19 protein-coding genes and 1 pseudogene are annotated in these 17,935 nt (G+C 68.1%); 15 read left to right on the top strand and 5 right to left on the bottom strand.

Annotated features, from left to right (window positions below; translation table 11 throughout):
- The 3 genes and pseudogenes from ACILR9_RS36445 to ACILR9_RS36435 all read left to right on the top strand — a co-directional run.
- Nucleotides 1-419, top strand: a pseudogene (locus ACILR9_RS36445) (hypothetical protein); the annotation flags it as partial.
- Nucleotides 416-823, top strand: coding sequence for a hypothetical protein (locus ACILR9_RS36440; RefSeq protein ID WP_395714898.1), 408 nt, complete (start codon nucleotides 416-418; stop codon nucleotides 821-823). The pseudogene ACILR9_RS36445 and the gene ACILR9_RS36440, both read left to right, overlap by 4 nt.
- Entirely contained in the window at nucleotides 789-1,295 is a 507-nt protein-coding gene (locus ACILR9_RS36435) for a hypothetical protein (protein WP_395714897.1), read from the top strand. The genes ACILR9_RS36440 and ACILR9_RS36435 overlap by 35 nt, the downstream gene beginning before the upstream one ends.
- Before the next feature lie 625 nt (nucleotides 1,296-1,920).
- On the opposite strand, the gene ACILR9_RS36430 is transcribed toward ACILR9_RS36435, so the two are convergent.
- The 3 genes from ACILR9_RS36430 to ACILR9_RS36420 all read right to left on the bottom strand — a co-directional run bounded on the left by ACILR9_RS36430 (nucleotide 1,921) and on the right by ACILR9_RS36420 (nucleotide 3,598).
- The gene (locus tag ACILR9_RS36430) at nucleotides 1,921-2,187 is read right to left on the bottom strand and encodes a hypothetical protein (protein ID WP_395714896.1); all 267 of its coding nucleotides are present in this window, start codon (nucleotides 2,185-2,187) and stop codon (nucleotides 1,921-1,923) included.
- Between the two features lie 70 nt (nucleotides 2,188-2,257).
- The gene (locus tag ACILR9_RS36425) at nucleotides 2,258-3,175 is read right to left on the bottom strand and encodes a TerC family protein (RefSeq protein WP_395714895.1); all 918 of its coding nucleotides are present in this window, start codon (nucleotides 3,173-3,175) and stop codon (nucleotides 2,258-2,260) included.
- A gap of 75 nt (nucleotides 3,176-3,250) precedes the next feature.
- The gene (locus ACILR9_RS36420; protein ID WP_395714894.1) at nucleotides 3,251-3,598 is read right to left on the bottom strand and encodes a hypothetical protein; all 348 of its coding nucleotides are present in this window, start codon (nucleotides 3,596-3,598) and stop codon (nucleotides 3,251-3,253) included.
- A 170-nt stretch (nucleotides 3,599-3,768) separates the two neighbouring features.
- On the opposite strand from ACILR9_RS36420, the gene ACILR9_RS36415 reads away from it, so the two are divergent.
- From ACILR9_RS36415 to ACILR9_RS36405, 3 genes are all read left to right on the top strand, one after another.
- Complete coding sequence (locus ACILR9_RS36415) at nucleotides 3,769-3,996, top strand: hypothetical protein (protein WP_395714893.1); 228 nt, start codon at nucleotides 3,769-3,771, stop codon at nucleotides 3,994-3,996.
- Complete coding sequence (locus ACILR9_RS36410; protein WP_395714900.1) at nucleotides 3,993-4,256, top strand: DUF2147 domain-containing protein; 264 nt, start codon at nucleotides 3,993-3,995, stop codon at nucleotides 4,254-4,256. Before ACILR9_RS36415 ends, ACILR9_RS36410 begins: the two co-directional genes overlap by 4 nt.
- A 65-nt stretch (nucleotides 4,257-4,321) precedes the next feature.
- Nucleotides 4,322-4,732 (top strand): four-helix bundle copper-binding protein, encoded by a 411-nt coding sequence (locus ACILR9_RS36405; RefSeq protein WP_395714892.1) that lies wholly within the window; start codon nucleotides 4,322-4,324, stop codon nucleotides 4,730-4,732.
- A gap of 766 nt (nucleotides 4,733-5,498) precedes the next feature.
- Here the strand turns inward: ACILR9_RS36405 and ACILR9_RS36400 are convergent.
- On the bottom strand, nucleotides 5,499-7,850 hold the full coding sequence (locus ACILR9_RS36400; RefSeq protein WP_395714891.1) for a heavy metal translocating P-type ATPase: 2,352 nt from the start codon (nucleotides 7,848-7,850) through the stop codon (nucleotides 5,499-5,501).
- 37 nt (nucleotides 7,851-7,887) lie between these two features.
- Between ACILR9_RS36400 and ACILR9_RS36395 the strand changes: the two genes are divergently transcribed.
- From ACILR9_RS36395 to ACILR9_RS36375, 5 genes are all read left to right on the top strand, one after another.
- On the top strand, nucleotides 7,888-8,163 hold the full coding sequence (locus ACILR9_RS36395) for a metal-sensitive transcriptional regulator (RefSeq protein ID WP_395714890.1): 276 nt from the start codon (nucleotides 7,888-7,890) through the stop codon (nucleotides 8,161-8,163).
- Between the two features lie 277 nt (nucleotides 8,164-8,440).
- Nucleotides 8,441-8,782, top strand: a complete 342-nt coding sequence (locus tag ACILR9_RS36390) for a hypothetical protein (protein WP_395714889.1) — start codon at nucleotides 8,441-8,443, stop codon at nucleotides 8,780-8,782.
- Nucleotides 8,783-8,824: 42 nt separating this feature from the next.
- The gene (locus ACILR9_RS36385; protein WP_395714888.1) at nucleotides 8,825-9,013 is read left to right on the top strand and encodes a hypothetical protein; all 189 of its coding nucleotides are present in this window, start codon (nucleotides 8,825-8,827) and stop codon (nucleotides 9,011-9,013) included.
- Entirely contained in the window at nucleotides 9,013-10,752 is a 1,740-nt protein-coding gene (locus ACILR9_RS36380; protein ID WP_395714887.1) for a copper resistance system multicopper oxidase, read from the top strand. The genes ACILR9_RS36385 and ACILR9_RS36380 overlap by 1 nt, the downstream gene beginning before the upstream one ends.
- Nucleotides 10,739-11,476 carry a copper resistance protein B gene (locus ACILR9_RS36375; protein ID WP_395714886.1) on the top strand — a complete coding sequence of 246 codons (738 nt, stop codon included), beginning with the start codon at nucleotides 10,739-10,741 and terminating at the stop codon, nucleotides 11,474-11,476. The genes ACILR9_RS36380 and ACILR9_RS36375 overlap by 14 nt, the downstream gene beginning before the upstream one ends.
- Nucleotides 11,477-11,634: 158 nt before the next feature.
- On the opposite strand, the gene ACILR9_RS36370 is transcribed toward ACILR9_RS36375, so the two are convergent.
- Nucleotides 11,635-12,411, bottom strand: a complete 777-nt coding sequence (locus ACILR9_RS36370; RefSeq protein WP_395714885.1) for an SDR family oxidoreductase — start codon at nucleotides 12,409-12,411, stop codon at nucleotides 11,635-11,637.
- 39 nt (nucleotides 12,412-12,450) lie between these two features.
- Here ACILR9_RS36370 and ACILR9_RS36365 point away from each other — a divergent pair, with 39 nt between their 5' ends.
- From ACILR9_RS36365 to ACILR9_RS36350, 4 genes are all read left to right on the top strand, one after another.
- On the top strand, nucleotides 12,451-13,161 hold the full coding sequence (locus ACILR9_RS36365) for a glycerophosphodiester phosphodiesterase family protein (protein WP_395714884.1): 711 nt from the start codon (nucleotides 12,451-12,453) through the stop codon (nucleotides 13,159-13,161).
- Between the two features lie 186 nt (nucleotides 13,162-13,347).
- Nucleotides 13,348-16,215 (top strand): GAF domain-containing protein, encoded by a 2,868-nt coding sequence (locus tag ACILR9_RS36360; RefSeq protein WP_395714883.1) that lies wholly within the window; start codon nucleotides 13,348-13,350, stop codon nucleotides 16,213-16,215.
- A complete protein-coding gene (locus ACILR9_RS36355) occupies nucleotides 16,212-16,577 on the top strand; it encodes a response regulator (RefSeq protein WP_395714882.1) in 366 nt (121 codons plus the stop codon). Before ACILR9_RS36360 ends, ACILR9_RS36355 begins: the two co-directional genes overlap by 4 nt.
- Before the next feature lie 160 nt (nucleotides 16,578-16,737).
- Entirely contained in the window at nucleotides 16,738-17,832 is a 1,095-nt protein-coding gene (locus ACILR9_RS36350; protein ID WP_395714881.1) for an adenylate/guanylate cyclase domain-containing protein, read from the top strand.
- Nucleotides 17,833-17,935 lie beyond the last annotated feature (103 nt).

The following is a 17,935-nucleotide window of genomic DNA, read 5'->3' as shown; positions in this document are numbered from 1 at the left end:
CCCGATATCGCGCGCTGGGCCGAGATCGTCGCCGGCTTCCTCTGAAACCAGGCGGCCGTCTCTACTACGCCGACGCCCATCTCACGGCCTACGTTCTCGACGATCTCGCCCGCCTGACGGGCGGCCCGGCTACTGCGCCGTACTTCGCGCGCCAGCCGATCGCCCTGGTCGACGAGCGCGACTACGCCGACCCGACGGCCCGCCTCGCCAATGCCGCCAACGTCAACTGGCTGCATCCCCTGTCGGACACCGTGGGCGGCCTGCTTGCCGCCGGCCTGACGCTCGACTGGCTGCATGAGCACGCCCAGGTGCCATGGCGCATGTTCGCGCTCCTGGTGAGGAAGGACGACGGCGACTGGCACTGGCCGGACAAGCCGTGGCTGCCGCTCGCCGTCTCGCTGCAGGCGACGCGACGGTGAACGGGATCAACGTGATCGCGGTGTTTCACAACACCGCCCACGTCGGGTCCGCCTGGTGCTGCGCCGAGGGCATTTCCTGGACGCTGCGGCGCAAGGGATACGAGGTGCTCGACCTGGGCAATCCGCTCCTCACCGCAGCGCCGCTCACGGCGTTGCAGCGCGCCGACGCGATCGTCATGGGGACGCCCGAATGGTTCCTCCATGCCATCGCCGATCGCTACGGACGGGGCTGGCACGCGTTGCGCGCGGTCCGCATCGCCTGCCCGTACGCTACTAAGAGCATGCCATCGCCGAGGAGGGGCTGGCACGCGTTGCGCGCGGTCCGCATCGCCTGGTACGCCACTAAGCAAAGTTCCTTGAGGAGATTCGATGGCATTCACCAAGCGAGAACAGATTCTCATTGAGAGATTCAAGAGATCAGGCCGCGCGATCGACCAGGAGAAGCTGGATGCTCCTTTTGGAGTCCTGGTTCGTCCTCTTGCGAGTGTTGGCTTAGATGCGGGAAAGTTCGCTCTATGGTTTGAGGAGGAGATCTGGGCTGCAATCAAGAGAATTGGGCTAACGCCTCCTATTAGACGAGTCATGATTTCGCCTCACATAATTGACCCGACCACAATTGAGCCGGTCACGTCAATACGTCCATCGGACGAAGTGTCTTTCAAGCGAAAGGAAAATGCGATCTTTGTGGCGATTGAGATCGACTATTCAATATGGTTTCATTCGTCAGACGAGTCAAAATTGGCTTTAATATACAAGAATATTAAGCAATCTCTCCTATTGATTCCTAAGAAGTACGTCGGCGATAGTGATCGCGAGATGCTGCTTAACGTCACTGAGGAAGTTTACACCAAACTGCGGTCTCGATTGACGCACTAGGTGGTGCAACGTCTTGCATCCGGTGATGACTGGATGGTGACGTCAGCATCTGGCAGTATTTCTTCGCCGGCGCGCGCAGCGAGGAGATCAACGCGTACGGCATGCGGCCCGTGCTCTAACACGCCGCGCGGCAAGATCCGGCTGGAGATCCAAGACGTTTGCTTGGTGAGGCTTGAAATGGATGCTAGAAACTTCGTTGCAAATATCAAGACTACCGTCCGGAATCCGGCAGTTGAGGAAACCATCCGAGTTCTGCCGTTGCCACCGGGTCGCCGCCCAAGGTCGGACCTTCTTCAGCATGCCAGTTAGTATAGATCTCTGCCGCAAGGGTCACTCTCGATTTTCGCCTCGGGTGCCCGTCCCGCCCTCGACAACGGGACCTACACCTAATGTCGGCAAGGACCGCACCACGCTGTCGTTCGACGCAGACGGCAATCTCTCGACTTGGCGGAACGCGGCCGGCGCGACGCTCACGCTGACCTACACCGGGTCGCCGGCGAAGCCGACCGCCGTCGCCAACGAATTTGGCCGCCAGCTCACCTTCACCTGCACGGCCGATCTTCCGACCCAGGTGCAAGACGATCCGGGGCGCAGCGTGCCCTGTCTCCAATACCCTCGGGCACGCTCACGTGCGCTTCGGCAACGTGAACCGCCCGTCGCGCAGCTTCTTCTCCAGCACCGGGATGCCGGCAGCGGTGTTGCCCTTCTCGCAGTCGCTTATGGCGTTGGCGACCGACACGTCGGGGAACATCTTCCCCTCGCCGGAGTTGCCGAGGTAGCGGCGGTAGAGGGCCGACAGCTCGGCACAGTATTTCATGTCGTCGGCCCAGGCCGATGCCGGGGCCGCCACGAGAAGTCCCAGGACGAGCCCCGGCAGAAGCCTTGTTCGCATGGGTCCGTCCTAGGCGCCGGCCGCCTGCGGTACAAGGTGGGGCGCAGGCGGCGAGCGGGAGGCCGTCAGGCTAGCGGGCCGCCTGGCCGCGCGCCGTCCGGCGGGCGCCGAGCGCGATCCGCTCGCGCACCCACAGGTACAGGACGGCGAGCGGCAGCCAGCCCAGCCAGCGGACCGCCTCGAGGGCATACCCGCCGGTCTCGGAGGTCAGCAGGTAGTCGATCTGGACCTGGAGGTACGAGCCGGCGACCTCGACCGCCAGCATCCAGGCCAGCATGCCGGGCAGCAGGGCGACCAGCGGCTTCGACGCCTCGGAAAGCCGCTCGCTGTACCAGGGGGCGAGCGAGATCGAGAACACCAGGATGGCCATCAGCGGCTTGGCGGCGGCATGCGCCTCGAACCACGCCACCAGCAGCGGCTCGCGCACGATCATGGTGTAGGCGGTCCACGCCAGCACCGCACCGCCCAGCAGGATGACCGACGGGAAGCGGTCGACCAGGCGGATCACCAGGTGGCTGCCCCAGACGATGATCGGCACGCTGATGACGAGGCCGAGCACGATCAGCAGCACGCTGCCATGGGCCGCGCCGCCGATGCCCAGCACGTTGTCGATGCCCATGACGGCGTCGGCGACGACGACGGTGCGCACGGCGCCGGCGAAGGTCGTCGCCGGGGCGGCATTGGCATGGCCGGCCTCGTGCTCGGGGTCGGGGGTCAGGAGCTTGCGGGCGATCCAGACCAGGGCGAGGCCGCCCGCCAGCATGAAGCCCGGCACGTTGAGGATGTAGACCACGAGGATGGCCATGACGGCGCGCACGGCGATGGCGCCGAACGTGCCCCACAGGATGACCTTGCGCTGGGTGTCTTTGGGCAGGTTGCGCGCGACCAGGCCGATGATCAGGGCGTTGTCGCCCGCCAGCACGAGGTCGATCAGGACGATAGCAAGCAGGGCGGACAGGAATGCGCCCGACAGGAAGTCGACTTCCATGAGAGTCTCCGACGAACAAATGACGAACGAGCCGCCGGTCGGATCGGACCGGTCGACACTGGCTTCAGGGTGTCGTCAGAACTCTATCGGGACCTTGTCGACCGCCCGGGGCGGTGCCGGGTTCAGGACCTTGAGCAGGAGGGCGGCTCCGACCCGCAGCACGGCGAGGCCTGCCACGACCACGGCGGCGGCCAGCAGGAGCTGCAGCAGGTGCCAGTGACGCATCGCCAGGACGGAGAGCTCGCCGCCGAAATCGAACAGGGCAAACTCAAGACCGGCCTCGCCGAACAACGCGGGATCGAGGGCGTCGCCGAACGAGGCGAGGATCATGAACACGACCACCGACGCCACGAACAGCTCGCCGGCCGGCGAAACCGTCCGGACGGCCTGCGAAGCCCGCGGCGAGCGATGGATCAGCAGCATGACGAGGCCAATATGGCGTGGCGGCGGCGGATTGTCATGGGGTCATTGCCGGGAGTTCGCCGATTCCGGAAGCGGCGAGGCGATTGCCGCCCGAAGCGATCGATTTCCGAGACAGGCGCGATCCCGCGGTCCCTCCCAGCCACCGTCGCCTCGACCAAACGGAGGTGCCGATGAGCGATTTGTTGCGGACTTATATCCAGGCCTGGCCCGGGGTGTGGGCCCTGGATACCGCCCGCTATGCCGTGGTGGCGATCGCGATGGCCGCCATCGTGGCGGGTTCTGGCGGTTCGGGCTGGCGCGGCGGAAGCTGCAGGCGCGCCGCGCCGGCGTCGCCGACATCAGGCGCGAGTCCGCTGGTGGGAAAAGCTGATGGGGACCAAGCACCAACCGTCCGCTGATCGGCCTGCCCATCCTGTCCGGCCTCGCCCCGACGGCCGGCGGCGTCTGGTCGGGACGCATCTACAATCCCGAGGACGGCAAGACCTACAGCGCCACCCTGCGCCGTACCGCCCCCGATACCCTGTTCGTCGAAGGCTGCGTGCTGTTCATCTGCCAGAAGCAGGTGTGGCGCAAAGCGAGCGCGCTTGCGGAGGTGCTGCGGTGTGGGGCTGCGCTCCCAGCTATGACCCGATTGCGGGAACTGGAGAAATGTCGGTAACCCGACCGCCGGGAGGAGCGTTCCTGGCAGATCGACCGGAGGCCGATCGACCGGAGGAGGACCGCATGCATACCGCGCAGATCATCGCCATGCGTCCGAGAGTGAGGGGCAACCTAAACGCGGTGCTGCTGCGTTGCATCGACGAATGCCAGGATTGCGCCCGGGCGTGCACGCGCTCAGCCGTCGCCTGTCTCTCGGAAAGCGACGTGCGGCAGCTGGTGCAGTGCATCAGGCTCGATCTCGATTGCGCCGATCTCTGCCTTGCCGCTGCCGCGCTGGGATCGCGCCGCACCGGCACCAACCGGGACATCCTGCGGGGCATGCTCGAGATCTGCAGCGATGGCTGCCGCATCTGCGCCGAGGAATGCGAGCGGCATGCGGGCAGGCACGAGCACTGCCGGACTTGCGCCGATGCCTGCCGGAGATGCGAACGGGCCTGCCGCGACGCCGCATCGTCGATCGGCTTCGTGCACTGAGGTGTCTTGACTTGCCGTTCATCGCGGACACAATCCACGAAAGGTCGGTGGCTTCTCGTCCCGAAAAAAAAGCTGAGCGCACGCGCGTGCAATTGATTGCACAAGGTCGTGGCTGCAGGAGCGAGCCAAGCTGGCGGGCTCATCTGTCCTGTCGTGCAGTATGGTGATAGCTGCGTTCGGCAAGATGCCAGCCGAACCCCCGGTCACGCCCTTGAGGAACACAGCCGACGCACGTGCCGCCTGCGCTGGTGCAGAGATACCCTTTTGCGAGACGGCCGATGGCTTGATACCAAAGGCCGCTCGCGCACCGACGCACCTGACCCAAGGGTTGGCGCCTGCTCTCGACGGCCGTCGCGGCGTTACACGCACGGCAGTTTCGCGCCGAGCAGGCGCGCGTCGAGACCGCGCTTTTCATTCCCTGATCCGGGCTTCCAATTCCCTGATCCGGTGCACAGACTTCCCTGTTAATAATTCTGGATTCCCTGTTTCGATTCCCTGTTCTTCGGGTGGCGGTGCGACCGGGGACGCCGCTAACCCCACCCCATGGCAAGCTTTTCGGCTGTCAATACCTTGTCGAGCGACAGTCGGATTCGTTTTTGTTTGGCTACTCCCGGCCGGGAGCCCGCCACTAGCAAGAAACAGACTCTTCCGCTCGGAGCGCGCCACTCCGATGGCGCTCTTGTTGTCGATCACAGATCCCATGAGCGCTACGTCGGCGGAGATTACTCCGACTGAAGTGGCGCGCTCCCAGCGTCCGTTCCGGCCCCTACAGCTCGAGCCGGCGCAGCCTGAGCGCGTTGCCGACGACGCTGACCGAGCTCAGCGCCATCGCCGCCGCGGCGATCACCGGCGACATCAGGATGCCGAAGAAGGGGTAGAGCACGCCGGCGGCGATCGGCACGCCGGCGGTGTTGTAGATGAAGGCGAAGAACAGGTTCTGGCGGATGTTGCGCATCGTCGCCTGCGACAGCCGGCGCGCCTTGACGATGCCCATCAGGTCGCCCTTGAGCAGGGTGACGCCGGCGCTCTCGATGGCGACGTCGGTGCCGGTGCCCATGGCGATGCCGACGTCGGCGGCGGCCAGCGCCGGCGCATCGTTCACGCCGTCGCCCGCCATGGCGACCACGCGGCCTTCGCGGCGCAGCCGCTCGACGACGGCGCTCTTCTGGTCGGGCAGCACCTCGGCCTCGATGTCGGCGATGCCGAGCCGCCGCGCGACCGCTTCGGCGGTGGTGCGGTTGTCGCCGGTCAGCATCACGACGCGCACCTTCTCCGCGGCCAGCGCCTGCAGCGCCGCCGGCGTCGTCTCCTTGACCGGGTCGGCGATGGCGAAGATCGCCGCGGCCGTGCCGTCGACGGCGAGGAAGACCGCGGTCGCGCCGTCGCGGCGCAGCCGCTCGGCCTCGCCCTCGAGCGCCGCGGTGGCGATCGAGAGCTCGCCCAGGAAGCGGGCGTTGCCGAGCGCCAGCGTGCGGCCGCCGACCGTGCCCAGCACGCCTTTCCCGGTCGGCGAATCGAAGCCCGCGACCGCGGAGAGGGCGAGCGTGCGCTCGCGCGCGGCGGCGACGATGGCGAGCGCCAGCGGATGCTCGCTCGCCTGCTCGGCGCTGGCGGCGAGCCGCAGCGTGTCGGCCTCGTCGAAGCCCGGCGCGGTCACGATCGCCACCAGCCGGGGCTTGCCCTCGGTCAGGGTGCCGGTCTTGTCGACCACCAGCGTGTCGACCCGCTCCAGGCGCTCCAGCGCCTCGGCGTTCTTGATCAGCACGCCGGCGCGCGCGCCGCGGCCGACGCCGACCATGATCGACATCGGCGTCGCCAGGCCGAGCGCGCAGGGGCAGGCGACGATCAGCACCGCGACCGCCGCGACCAGGCCGAAGGCGAGCCGCGGCTCGGGGCCGAAGATCGCCCAGGCGGCGAAGGCCACCAGCGCCACGGCGATGACCACCGGCACGAACCAGCCCGCGACGTGGTCGGCGAGGCGCTGGATCGGCGCGCGCGAGCGCTGCGCCTCGGCCACCATCTGGACGATGCGCGCCAGCATGGTGTCGCGCCCGACCTTGTCGGCGCGCATGACGAAGCTGCCGGTGGCATTGAGCGTGCCGGCGATCACCTTGGCGCCGACATCCTTGCCGACCGGCATCGATTCGCCGGTGACCATCGATTCGTCGAGCGTCGAATGGCCCTCGATCAGCTCGCCGTCGACCGGCACCTTCTCGCCCGGCCGCACGCGCAGGCGATCGCCGACGGCGATGGCGTCGAGCGGCACCTCGGCGTCGCTGCCGTCGTCGGCGAGGCGGCGCGCGGTCTTGGGCGCGAGATCGAGCAGGGCGCGGATCGCGCCCGAGGTCTGGTCGCGGGCGTTGAGCTCGAGGATCTGGCCCAGCAGCACCAGCACGGTGATGACCGCCGCCGCCTCGAAATAGACCGCGACCGTGCCATCGGCGCCGCGGAAGTTTTGCGGGAACAGCCCGGGCAGCAGCACGGCGACGACGCTGTAGAGCCAGGCGACGCCGGTGCCCATGGCGATCAGGGTGAACATGTTGAGGTTGCGCGTCTTGAGCGACTGCCAGGCGCGCTCGAAGAACGGCCAGCCGCCCCACAGCACGACCGGCGTGGCGAGGATGAATTGTATCCAGCTCGACAGGCCCTGGCCGATCATGTGCAGATTGAGGAGATGGCTGCCCATCTCGAGCACGACGATCGGGACGGCGAGCACCAGGCAGGCCCAGAAGCGCCGCTTCATCAGCAGCAGCTCGGCGTTGGGACCGGCATCGGCCGTTGCTACCTCGGGCTCGAGCGCCATGCCGCAGATCGGGCAGTTGCCCGGCCCGGGCTGGCGGATCTGCGGATGCATCGGGCAGGTGTAGATCGTGCCGGCCGGCGCGGCAGGTTCGGGCTTCGCCGCCGCGGGCGCGAGGTAGCGCAGCGGCTCGGCGGTGAACTTTCCGAGGCAGCGCTGGCTGCAGAAGTAGTACGTGTGGCCGGCGTGCTCGGCGGTGTTCTTGGCGCCTTCCTTCTTCACCGTCATGCCGCACACCGGATCGATGGCGCTGTCGCTGTCGACGGGGTGATGCTGATGCTGATGCTGATGCGGGTGCGCGGTCGGGGCGTCGGTCATGGTTGCTATCTATACCCTACGGGGGTATAGTTCAAGGATGGACGACAGGGTGAAGAAATCGCAGCTCGCCCGCTTGGGGCGCATCGAGGGCCAGGTGCGCGGCGTCGCGCGCATGGTCGAGGAAGACCGCTACTGCATCGACGTGCTGACCCAGATCCGCGCCGTGCGGGCGGCCCTCGACAAGGTCGAGCAGGAGATCCTGAGCGACCACCTGCAGCACTGCGTCGCGCACGCCTTCCACGCCGGCAGCGAACGCGACCGCCAGACCAAGATCGACGAGCTCCTCGAGGTGCTCGACAACCGGAGGCGGTGAGGGGCGATGCGACCGGTCATGGTCTTGTGGACCGCGAGCCTCCCGCTTGCCCGGCGCGCAGGCGCGCCGTCCATAAGCGCGCAAGGCGCCCGAAGAGCGAGCGAGAGGCTCGCGGTCCACAAGACCATGAGCTTGCCGCAGGTCGCGCGCGACGCCGGGCTGCGCGGCCACGGCGGCGGCCAGGGCGGCGCGCCCGCGACGCCGCGGCACGGTCGCCACCGGAAGGTCGCCATGGACCGGCTTGCCAACCCATACCCTACGGGGGTAACGTTTTAGCATGTCGCGCTGGCGATCCCTGGTCTGGCTGGTCGCGTTGCTTGCTTTCGTCGCGCCCGCGCTGTCGGCGGCGGCGATGGTTGGCGGCGCGCCGACCGCGCGCGCTGCCGCCGCGGCCGACTGCGCCGAGCACGCGCCGCCGCCTGCCGATCCCTGTCCGGCCCGTGACACCGCCAAGCATGGCGCCGCCGAGTGCTGTCCGTCGATGGCCTGCGCGCTCGCCGTGCTGCCGGCGGCGAGCGGCGTCGCCCGGCCGGGTGCGCTCGCGCCGCCGGCCCCCGCCTTCGCGCCGAGCCTTGCCGGGCTCGACGTCACCAAGGATCCGCCGCCTCCCCGCACCTGAGACGAGTCCGTTCGGTTCGTCTTCACACACGGGAGTTTCATCATGTTGTTCCGACGTTCTGTCGTCGGCGTCCTGGCGTTGGCTGCGGCCGCGCCGGCGCCGGCGCACGGTCCGCGCCAGAGCGGCGGCAAGCCAGGCACCGCCAGCCTCGAGTTCGCCTGCAACATTCCGCGCCACTACGAGGACGGCATGAAGGGCCCGGTCCGGTTCGTCAAATGGGGGAGGCCGTGATGGCATCGAGATTGCGCGCGGCCTTCGTTGCCGTGCTGCTGCTGCTGCTGCTGCCGATCCAGGCGTTCGCCGCGACCTACGACCTGGTGATCGACCGCACTCCTGTCGTGATCGATGGCAAGACGCGCCGCGTCTTCTCGATCAACGGCCAGATCGCCGGCCCGACGTTGCGCTGGAAGGAAGGCGAGGACGTCACGATCAACGTCGTCAATCGCCTCGAGGAGGAGACGTCGATTCACTGGCACGGCATCCTGCTGCCCTACCAGATGGACGGCGTGCCGATGGTGAGTTTCGCCGGCATCAAGCCCGGCGCGACCTTCACCTACCGCTTCAAGGTGCGCCAGTCCGGCACGTACTGGTACCACAGCCATTCCGGCGGCCAGGAGCAGGAGGGCATGTACGCCCCCATCGTGATCGAGCCGGCCACGGGCGAGCGCTACAAGGTCGCGCGCGACTATGTCGTGATGCTGAGCGACCAGCATGCGATGTCGGCCGGCGCCATCCTGCGCAAGCTGAAGCAGGAGCCGGGCTACTTCAACGACCGCAAGCGCACCCTGCCCGGGCTGATGCGCGATCTCGGCAACGCCAGGAGCGGCGCCGAACGGCAGGCGATCATCGCCGACCGGATGGCGTGGGGCGAGATGCGCATGGATCCGACCGATCTCGCCGACGTCACCGGCTACACCTTCCTGGTCAATGGCCGCGGCCCGACCGACAACTGGACGGGCCTGTTCAGGCCTGGCGAGAAGGTGCGGCTGCGCCTGATCAACGGCTCGGCGATGTCGATCTTCGATGTCCGCATCCCCGGCCTCGGGCTCAAGGTCGTGCAGGCCGACGGCAACGATGTGAAACCGGTCGACGTCGATGAGCTCAGGATCGGCGTCGGCGAGACCTACGACCTGATCGTCGAGCCGCGCGAGGACCGCGCCTACACGATCGAGGCGCAGTCGATCGATCGCCGCGGTTTCGCCCGCGCCACCCTGGCGACGCGCGAGGGCATGGCCGGTCAATTGCCGGTGCTGCGTCCGCCCGGCCTGCTGACGCCCGCCGACATGGGTCACGGCGCTATGGGTCACGGCGCCATGGGCCACGGCGGCACGAACCACAATGGCACCGACCCATCGACGATGGATCATTCGCAGATGGATCATTCGAAGATGGATCACTCGACGATGAAGCCCGCGACGGTGGGTCAGGCGTCCTCCGACACGCTCGCGGGTCTCGTGCACGTGCCGCCGGTCGCGGCGCTGCCCGGCACCAAGGTGCTGTCCTACGCCGATCTCGAGCGCCTCGGCCGCGGCTATGCCCTGCCGCCGCCCAGCCGCACCGTCGAGGTCAGACTGACCGGCAACATGGACAAGTTCATCTGGTCGTTCGACGACCGCAAATACTCCGAGAGCCCGGTGATCAACTTCACCGAAGGCGAGACGGTGCGCCTGGTCTTCCGCAACGAGACCATGATGAACCATCCAATCCATCTGCACGGCCTGTGGATGGACCTCGACAACGGCAGGTCCGAGGGGCGTCCGCGCAAGCATGTCGTGATCGTGCCGCCCGGCCGTACCGTCGCCGTCACCGTGCAGATGAGCGAGGTCGGCCGCTGGCCGTTCCACTGCCATCTGCTGTTCCACATGATGACCGGCATGTTCCGCGAGTTCGTGGTCCATCCCCGGGGCAGCGCGCGGCCGGCGGCCACGCCGTTGCCGGCGCCAGCAGGAGGCGGCCATGCGCACCACTAGAGGGCTCGTCGCCGGACTCGCGCTCGCGGCGTCGGCGGTCTGCCTCGGCGAGCCGGCGCAGGCGATGGATGACCAGGCGGTGTGGTGGCGGTTCGACGGATTCGTCGAGAAGCGCCTGACGTCGGTGGCGCCAGCCACGGAATGGCTGGGCACGGCGTGGATCGGCAACGACGCTTACAAGCTTCGCCTGTTCAACGGCGGGGTGATCGACGATTCCGGCCACATCGACAACGAGGGTGGCACCAAGGGCATCGACAACCGGTTCCTGGTGAGCCGCCTGATCTCCGACTACTGGGACGCCAAGGCAGGCGTGCAGCTCTCGATCTTCGACCAGGGCGTGACGCGCTCGGCCTTCGTCGGCGGGGTCGAGGGCCTGGCGCCGTATGGCGTGCGGGTCGATGCGTTGCTGGGCGTCAGCCAGACCGGTGTGTTCAGCGCCAGGCTCGAGGCGTCGTACGACATCCTGCTGTCGCAGAAGCTGATCGCCCAGCCGCGCGTCGAGGCGATGCTGGCCTCGAAGGACGATTCGGCCATCCAGCTCGGCGGCGGCCTTGCCCGCTACGAGGTCGGGCTCAGGCTGCGCTACGAATTCGCCAAGGAGTTCGCGCCCTATGTCGGCGTGAGCTTCGAGCAGTTCACCGGCAACACCGCGAGCCTGGTGGCCGCCGAGGGTGGCCCGACCTCCAACCTGCGCGCCCTGGTCGGAGTCAAGGTCTGGTTCTGACCGCGACGCGCACTTCTCATGTCATCCTGAGCGGAGCGAAGGATCTCATCGCCAGAGGTCTCGGAGTACACCGTGGCTCGCGGCGATGAGGTCCTTCACTTCGTTCACGACGACAGAGAGGGCGAATCTTCACGCCCCGTCAACACAGAAGCCGTGCATCAGGCCAGGTAGCTCGCCGAGACGCCGCCGTCGACGATCAGCGTATGGCCATTGACGTAGGATGCGGCGGGCGAGGCGAGGAAGACGGCAGCGCCGGCGATCTCCCACGGCTCGGCCCAGCGCTTGGCCGGGCAGCGCTCGCGCTGTCGCTCCCCGGCCGGCGAGGCTGCCAGCGGCAGGTTGGTCTCGGTGGCGAAGAAGCCGGGGGAGATGGCGTTGGCGGTGATGCCGGTGGCGCCGAGCTCGGTCGCCAGCGCGCGTGTCAGCGCCGCCAGGCCGCCCTTGGCCGCGGTGTAGGACGCGCTGCCCGGACTGGCCAGCGATGCCACGATCGAGGTGACCAGGATCAGCCGGCCCCATCTGCGCTCGATCATGCCCGGCATGACCAGGCGCACCAGGGCATGGGCGGCGACCAGGTCGACATCGATCAGCCGGGCGAACGCCTCGGGCTCGATCTCGTTGATCGGCCGGCGGTCGCGCTCGCCGACATTGTGGATCAGGATGTCGATCGCACCGGCCCCGGCCAACGCGGCCGCCATGGCGGCGCGGTCGCTCATCTCGAAGACCAGCGCGCCCGCTCCGTGGCCGGCCGCCTGCAGCTCGGCGAGGCGCGGCGCCAAGCGCTCGGGCGAGCGGCCGTGCAGCAGCACCCGCGCGCCGGCCTCCGCCAGGCCTTTGGCCATCTCCCAGCCCAGCCCGCGCGCCGAGCCGGTCACCAGGGCGGTGCGGCCGTCGAGCCGGAAACGATCGGGGAAGGTCGACAGGGCAGAGATCATGGTTTATCGCGACACGCTGACTTAGCGGTGTAAGGGCAAATGCTGCAACTGCCGAATGTCGTCGGTCATCGCGGGGCCGCCGCCTACGCGCCGGAGAACACGCTCGACTCCTTCCGCGAAGCAAAGCGGCGCGGCGCGACGTGGATCGAGCTCGACGTCAAGACCAGCCGCGACGGCGTACCCATCGTCATGCACGACGAATCGCTGAAGCGCACGACGGGCGTCGACCGGCTGGTCATCGACACCGACCGCGCCGACCTGCCGGCCGGCGTGCCGACCTTCGCCGAGGCGATCGCCTGCCTGGGCGAGCTCGGCCTCGGCTGCAACGTCGAGATCAAGCCCTGCCCCGGCCGCGAGGCTGCAACCGCGCGCGCGGCGGTCGAGACGCTGCGCCAGTGCTGGCCGCCGCACCTGCCGGCGCCCCTGCTGTCGAGCTTCAAGGATGCGTCGCTCGCCATAGCCCGGCAGGAGGCGCCCGAGTATGCGCGGGCGCTGCTCCTCGGCGAGCAGGTGCCGGACTGGCTCGCCCGGGCGCAGGCGGTGGGTGCCGTCTGTCTCAACGTCAGCGGCCGCAAGCTCGGTGCCCTGTGGGCGCACGACATCAAGCGCGCCGGCTACCGGCTCGGCGTCTACACGATCAACGACCCGGTCGAGGCGCGCGCGCTGGTCGCCATGGGCGCCGACTGCATCATCACCGACGCGCCCGACGTGATTCTGGATGCACTCGCCGCTTCCATTCCTCCCCCGTAATCGGGTCGATTGCGGGGGAGGCGCGCAAGATCGAGACGACGGGAAACCAGCCTGCCGGCCGCCCCTCGAAAAATGCTGCCGCTGGCACTACAGTGCGGGACCGGATGATGATCAACCATCGATGAGGCAATGGCCCCCGCCCGACGGCCCGTCCGCCGACCTGCGCCGAGCGGCTGAATGCGGCGCATGAAGCGCGGTCTCTTCCTGAAGTATGTCGTGCTGTTCGTCGGCCTGGTCACCGGCGTGCTGGTGATCAACGCTGCCCTCGACCTGTACTTCGTCTACGAGGACAACCGGCGGGCGTCGATCGAGGTGCAGCAGGAGAAGGCCGATGCGGCGGCGCACAAGATCGAGTCTTTCATCCGCGAGATCGAGCGTCAGCTCGGCTGGGTGACCCAGGCGCACTGGTCCAGCCTGCCGCTCGAGCAGCGTCGCTTCGACTATGCCCGCCTGCTGCAGCGGGTTCCGGCGATCACCGAGCTGGCGCAGCTCGATGCGCACGGGCGTGAGCAGCTGCGGGTCTCGCGCGTGTCGATCGACGTGATCGGCAGCGGCGCCGACCGGTCCGGCGAGGCGGCCTTCGCCGAGGCGATGGCCCACCGGGTCTATTTCAGCCCGGTCGAGTACCGCCGCGACAGCGAACCCTACCTCACCATGGCGGTCATCAACGGGAACCGGGAGAGGGCCACCGGGGTCACCATTGCCGACGTCAACCTCAAGTTCATTCTCGACCCCATCTCGCAGATCAAGGTCGGGCAGGACGGCTATGTCTATGTTGTCGACCGCCGCGGCCGCCTGATCGGCCATCCCGACATTTCCCTGGTGCTGCGCGGCACCGACATGAGCGGGCTGGCGCAGGTCAGGACCGCCCTGAAGAACCCGGACCCGGTCGGCAGCAGTGCCGTCGACACGGTCAATCGGGCCGGCCTGTCGGTGCTGTCGGCACATGCCCTCATTCCGGCGCTCGGTTGGCTGGTGTTCGTCGAGGTGCCGACGAGCGAGGCCGAGCGACCGGTGATCGATGCCGGCCTGCGGGCGCTTGCCTTGCTGCTCCTGGGGGTGGTCCTGGCCGGCGTCGCCGGCGCCTTGCTGGCACGCCGCATGGTCGTGCCGATCCGGGCGCTGGAAGCCGGCGCGCAGCGGGTCGGCGACGGCGAGCTCGGACAACGCCTGTCGATCAACACCGGCGACGAGCTGGAATCGCTCGCCAACCAGTTCAACCGCACGGCGGAGGCGCTGCAGGCCTCCTATGCCGACCTCGAGAGGAAGGTCGATCTCAGGACCACCGAACTCAGCGAGGCGCTCGAGCAGCAGACGGCGACCGCCGAGGTGCTGCGCGTCATCTCGCAGTCGCCGACCGATGTCGAGCCGGTGCTCAAGGCGGTCGTCGCGGCCGCCCGACGATTCTGCGGCGCCGACGACGCGACAATCATCCTGCGCGATGGCCAGGAAGTCGTTCGTGCCGCTCACGAGGGCTCGATCGGCGCCGGGGTCGGTACCCGCGACCCTCTCGTCCCCAGCACGGTCATGGGCCGCGCGATCATTGACCATCGTACCGTTCACGTGCCGGACATGATGCTGCTCGACTCGACGGAGTTCAGCCGGGCCCGGGCAAACGCCTGCGAGATGAGCTTTCGCGCCGCGCTCGCCGCGCCTATGCTGCGCGACGGCGGCGCCATCGGCTGTGTTGTGTTGCGCCGGCCAGACCCGGGCGCATTCACGCCTCGCCAGATCGAGCGGCTCGAGGCCTTCGCCGCCCAGGCTGTCATCGCGATCGAGAACGTTCGCCTGTTCACCGAGTTGCGTGAAGCGCTCGAGCAGCAGACGGCGACCGCCGAGGTGCTGCGCGTCATCTCGCAGTCGCCGACCGACGTCGAACCGGTGCTCAGGGCGGTGGTCGGCGCGGCGCGCCGGTTCTGCGGCGCAGATGACGCGATGATCGTCCTGCGCGAAGGCAACGAGCAGCTGATCGCGACGCACGAGGGCTCGGTGCCGGCGCTGCTCGGCGAGCGCATCCCGCTCGACCGCAGCTCGACGACGGGTCGCGCGGCGATCGACGGACAGACCGTCCACGTGCCCGATGTCGCCGCCCTGGATCCGGTGGAGCACGCCAAGACTCTCGAGCTGGCCGAGCGGACCAACGTACGCGCGCTGCTCGCCGCGCCGATGCTGCGCGAGGGCAGTGCCGTCGGTTGCGTGCTGTTGCGCCGGCCTGATCCGGGCCCATTCACGCCACGCCAGATCGAGCTGCTCGAGACGTTCGCCGCCCAGGCCGTCATCGCCATCGAGAACGTGCGTCTGTTCAAGGAGATATCCGACAAGAGCCGCCAGCTCGAGATCGCCAGCCAGCACAAGTCGCAGTTCCTGGCCAACATGAGCCACGAGCTGCGCACGCCGCTCAATGCCATCCTGGGCTACACCGAGATGATGGTCGACGGGCTCTACGGCAACGTCGGCGAGAAGGCTCAGGGCGTGCTCGAGCGCGTGCAGAGCAACGGCAAGCACCTGCTCGGCCTGATCAACGACGTGCTCGACCTGTCAAAGATCGAGGCCGGCCAGCTCGTGCTGACGATGGAGCATTACAGCGTCGCCGACATCGTCACGACCGTGCTGTCGGCCACCGAATCCCTGGCGCGCGCCAAAGGCCTCGAGCTCGGCTCGACGGTTCCGCCGGACCTGCCCATGGGGATCGGCGATGCGCGCCGCCTTGCCCAGGTGCTGCTCAACCTGGTGGGCAACGCCATCAAGTTTACCGACCGGGGCAAGGTCGAGGTCCGTGTCGCCCGGACCGCCGACCGCTTCGAGATCGCCGTCGTCGACAGCGGCGCCGGCATCGCGCCCGGCGATCAGAAGCGGATCTTCGACGAATTCCAGCAGGTCGACAACACGAGCACGCGCAGGAAAGGCGGCACGGGCCTCGGTCTGTCGATCTCGCGCCGCATCGTCGAGCTGCATGGCGGGCGCATCACGGTCGAGTCGGAGGTCGGCAAGGGCTCGACCTTCCTCATCGCGCTGCCCATCAACGCCCAGACGGTCAAGGAAGCCGCCGAATGAGCAAGAAGATTCTCGTGGTCGAGGATACCGAGGACAATCGCCAGATCCTGCGCGATCTGCTGGGCATGGCGGGCTACGAGTTGATTGAGGCGCACGACGGCGCCGAGGGGGTCGTCAAGGCGGCCGAGCACCGGCCCGACCTGATCCTGATGGACATCCAGATGCCGGTCATGGACGGCTACGAGGCGACGCGGCGCATCAAGTCGGATCCGGCCTTGAAGGCGATCCCGGTAATCGCCGTGACCTCCTATGCGCTGTCCGGCGACGAGGACAAGGCGCGTGCCGCCGGCTGCGACGATTACATCGCCAAGCCCTACAGCCCGCGCCAGATGCTGGCCAAGGTGCGGGGCATCGTCGGATGAGGGCTCGCTTTTCACTCGCCTCCCCAGCTTCGCTGGGGAGGTGCCCCGTCATACGGGGCGGAGGGGTCATGAGCAGCGGGACTGGGGCTCATGACCCCTCCGTCGCCGAAGACGGCGACACCTCCCCAAGCTACGCTTGGGGAGGAAAAATGAGAGGCTGATGCGGGCGCCGGCACGGATCCTGGTGGTCGACGACGTTGCCGACAACGTCGAGATCCTGCGCATGCGCCTTGCCGCGCTGGGCTACGAGGTCGTCACGGCCAAGGACGGCGAGGAAGCCTTGGCGTGCGTCCCCAAGCTGCTGCCCGACCTGATCCTGCTCGACATCATGATGCCCAAGGTCGACGGGCTGGAGGTCGTCCGCCGCCTGAAGGCGAACGGCACGCTGCCCTTCATCCCGGTGATCCTGGTGACGGCGCGGGCGAGCCAAGCCGACGTGGTGGCCGGCCTCGATGCCGGCGGCGACGACTATCTCACCAAGCCGATCGATCATGGCGCGCTGGTCGCGCGGGTGCGCGCCATGCTGCGCATCAAGGCCCTGCACGACGAGGTGCAGATCCTGAACCGCGGCCTCGAGGCCAAGGTGAAGGCCCAGGTCGAGGAGCTCGAACGGGTCGGACGCCTGCGCCGTTTCCTGGCGCCGCAGCTCGCCCAGGCCATCGTCTCGGGCGGCGACGAGAAGGTGCTGGAGAACCACCGCCGCGAGATCGTTGCCCTGTTCTGCGACCTGCGCGGCTTCACGGCGTTTTCCGAGACCGCCGAGCCGGAGGACATCATGGCGGTGCTGGCCGAGTATCACGGCGCCGTGGGGCCGCTGATCCGCAAGCACGAGGGCACGCTCGATCGCTTCACCGGCGACGGCATGCTGGTGTTTTTCAATGATCCCCTGCCGTGCCCGGACGGGCCGCAGCGCGCGGCCCACCTGGCGATCGCCATGCGCGCCGCCGTTTCCGCCCTGGTGCCGACCTGGAAGCGCCGGGGGCATCAGCTGGGGATCGGCCTCGGCATGGCGCAGGGCTACGCCACGCTGGGGCGTATCGGCTTCGAGGATCGCTTCGACTACACGGCGATCGGCGCGGTGATCAATCTCGCAGCCCGGCTCTGCGCCGACGCCAGCGACGGCCAGATCCTGGCCAGTGGCCGCCTGGCCGCCGCCGTTGAGGACATCGCCGACATCGAGGACCTCGGCGAGCGCACGATCCGCGGGATGACCCGCCCGGTATCGGTGGTCAACCTGCGGGCGTTGCGGAGGTGAGGGCGTCATACCGGCAGAGGGACAAGATTCTCATGGCTGGGGGCGCGCCATTTCAGTGGCGCGTCCTTGTCGATCGCACAGAAGACGCGCGGCTGGAGTCGCG

It is taken from the genome of Reyranella sp., from assembly GCF_044224635.1.
Lineage (GTDB): Bacteria > Pseudomonadota > Alphaproteobacteria > Reyranellales > Reyranellaceae > Reyranella.
This window is presented reverse-complemented; position numbering and strand designations above follow the sequence as displayed.

What these genes read in the sequence shown, in the direction of transcription:
- ACILR9_RS36365 (WP_395714884.1), top strand. Translation starts at nt 12,451, where the DNA reads ATGCTGCAACTGCCGAATGTCGTCGGTCATCGCGGGGCCGCCGCCTAC.
- ACILR9_RS36395 (WP_395714890.1), top strand. Translation starts at nt 7,888, where the DNA reads ATGGACGACAGGGTGAAGAAATCGCAGCTCGCCCGCTTGGGGCGCATC.
- ACILR9_RS36430 (WP_395714896.1), bottom strand. Translation starts at nt 2,187, where the DNA reads ATGCGAACAAGGCTTCTGCCGGGGCTCGTCCTGGGACTTCTCGTGGCG.
- ACILR9_RS36435 (WP_395714897.1), top strand. Translation starts at nt 789, where the DNA reads ATGGCATTCACCAAGCGAGAACAGATTCTCATTGAGAGATTCAAGAGA.
- ACILR9_RS36400 (WP_395714891.1), bottom strand. Translation starts at nt 7,850, where the DNA reads ATGACCGACGCCCCGACCGCGCACCCGCATCAGCATCAGCATCAGCAT.
- ACILR9_RS36420 (WP_395714894.1), bottom strand. Translation starts at nt 3,598, where the DNA reads ATGCTGCTGATCCATCGCTCGCCGCGGGCTTCGCAGGCCGTCCGGACG.
- ACILR9_RS36375 (WP_395714886.1), top strand. Translation starts at nt 10,739, where the DNA reads ATGCGCACCACTAGAGGGCTCGTCGCCGGACTCGCGCTCGCGGCGTCG.
- ACILR9_RS36360 (WP_395714883.1), top strand. Translation starts at nt 13,348, where the DNA reads ATGAAGCGCGGTCTCTTCCTGAAGTATGTCGTGCTGTTCGTCGGCCTG.
- ACILR9_RS36350 (WP_395714881.1), top strand. Translation starts at nt 16,738, where the DNA reads ATGCGGGCGCCGGCACGGATCCTGGTGGTCGACGACGTTGCCGACAAC.
- ACILR9_RS36355 (WP_395714882.1), top strand. Translation starts at nt 16,212, where the DNA reads ATGAGCAAGAAGATTCTCGTGGTCGAGGATACCGAGGACAATCGCCAG.
- ACILR9_RS36390 (WP_395714889.1), top strand. Translation starts at nt 8,441, where the DNA reads ATGTCGCGCTGGCGATCCCTGGTCTGGCTGGTCGCGTTGCTTGCTTTC.
- ACILR9_RS36370 (WP_395714885.1), bottom strand. Translation starts at nt 12,411, where the DNA reads ATGATCTCTGCCCTGTCGACCTTCCCCGATCGTTTCCGGCTCGACGGC.
- ACILR9_RS36415 (WP_395714893.1), top strand. Translation starts at nt 3,769, where the DNA reads ATGAGCGATTTGTTGCGGACTTATATCCAGGCCTGGCCCGGGGTGTGG.
- ACILR9_RS36380 (WP_395714887.1), top strand. Translation starts at nt 9,013, where the DNA reads ATGGCATCGAGATTGCGCGCGGCCTTCGTTGCCGTGCTGCTGCTGCTG.
- ACILR9_RS36425 (WP_395714895.1), bottom strand. Translation starts at nt 3,175, where the DNA reads ATGGAAGTCGACTTCCTGTCGGGCGCATTCCTGTCCGCCCTGCTTGCT.
- ACILR9_RS36405 (WP_395714892.1), top strand. Translation starts at nt 4,322, where the DNA reads ATGCATACCGCGCAGATCATCGCCATGCGTCCGAGAGTGAGGGGCAAC.
- ACILR9_RS36385 (WP_395714888.1), top strand. Translation starts at nt 8,825, where the DNA reads ATGTTGTTCCGACGTTCTGTCGTCGGCGTCCTGGCGTTGGCTGCGGCC.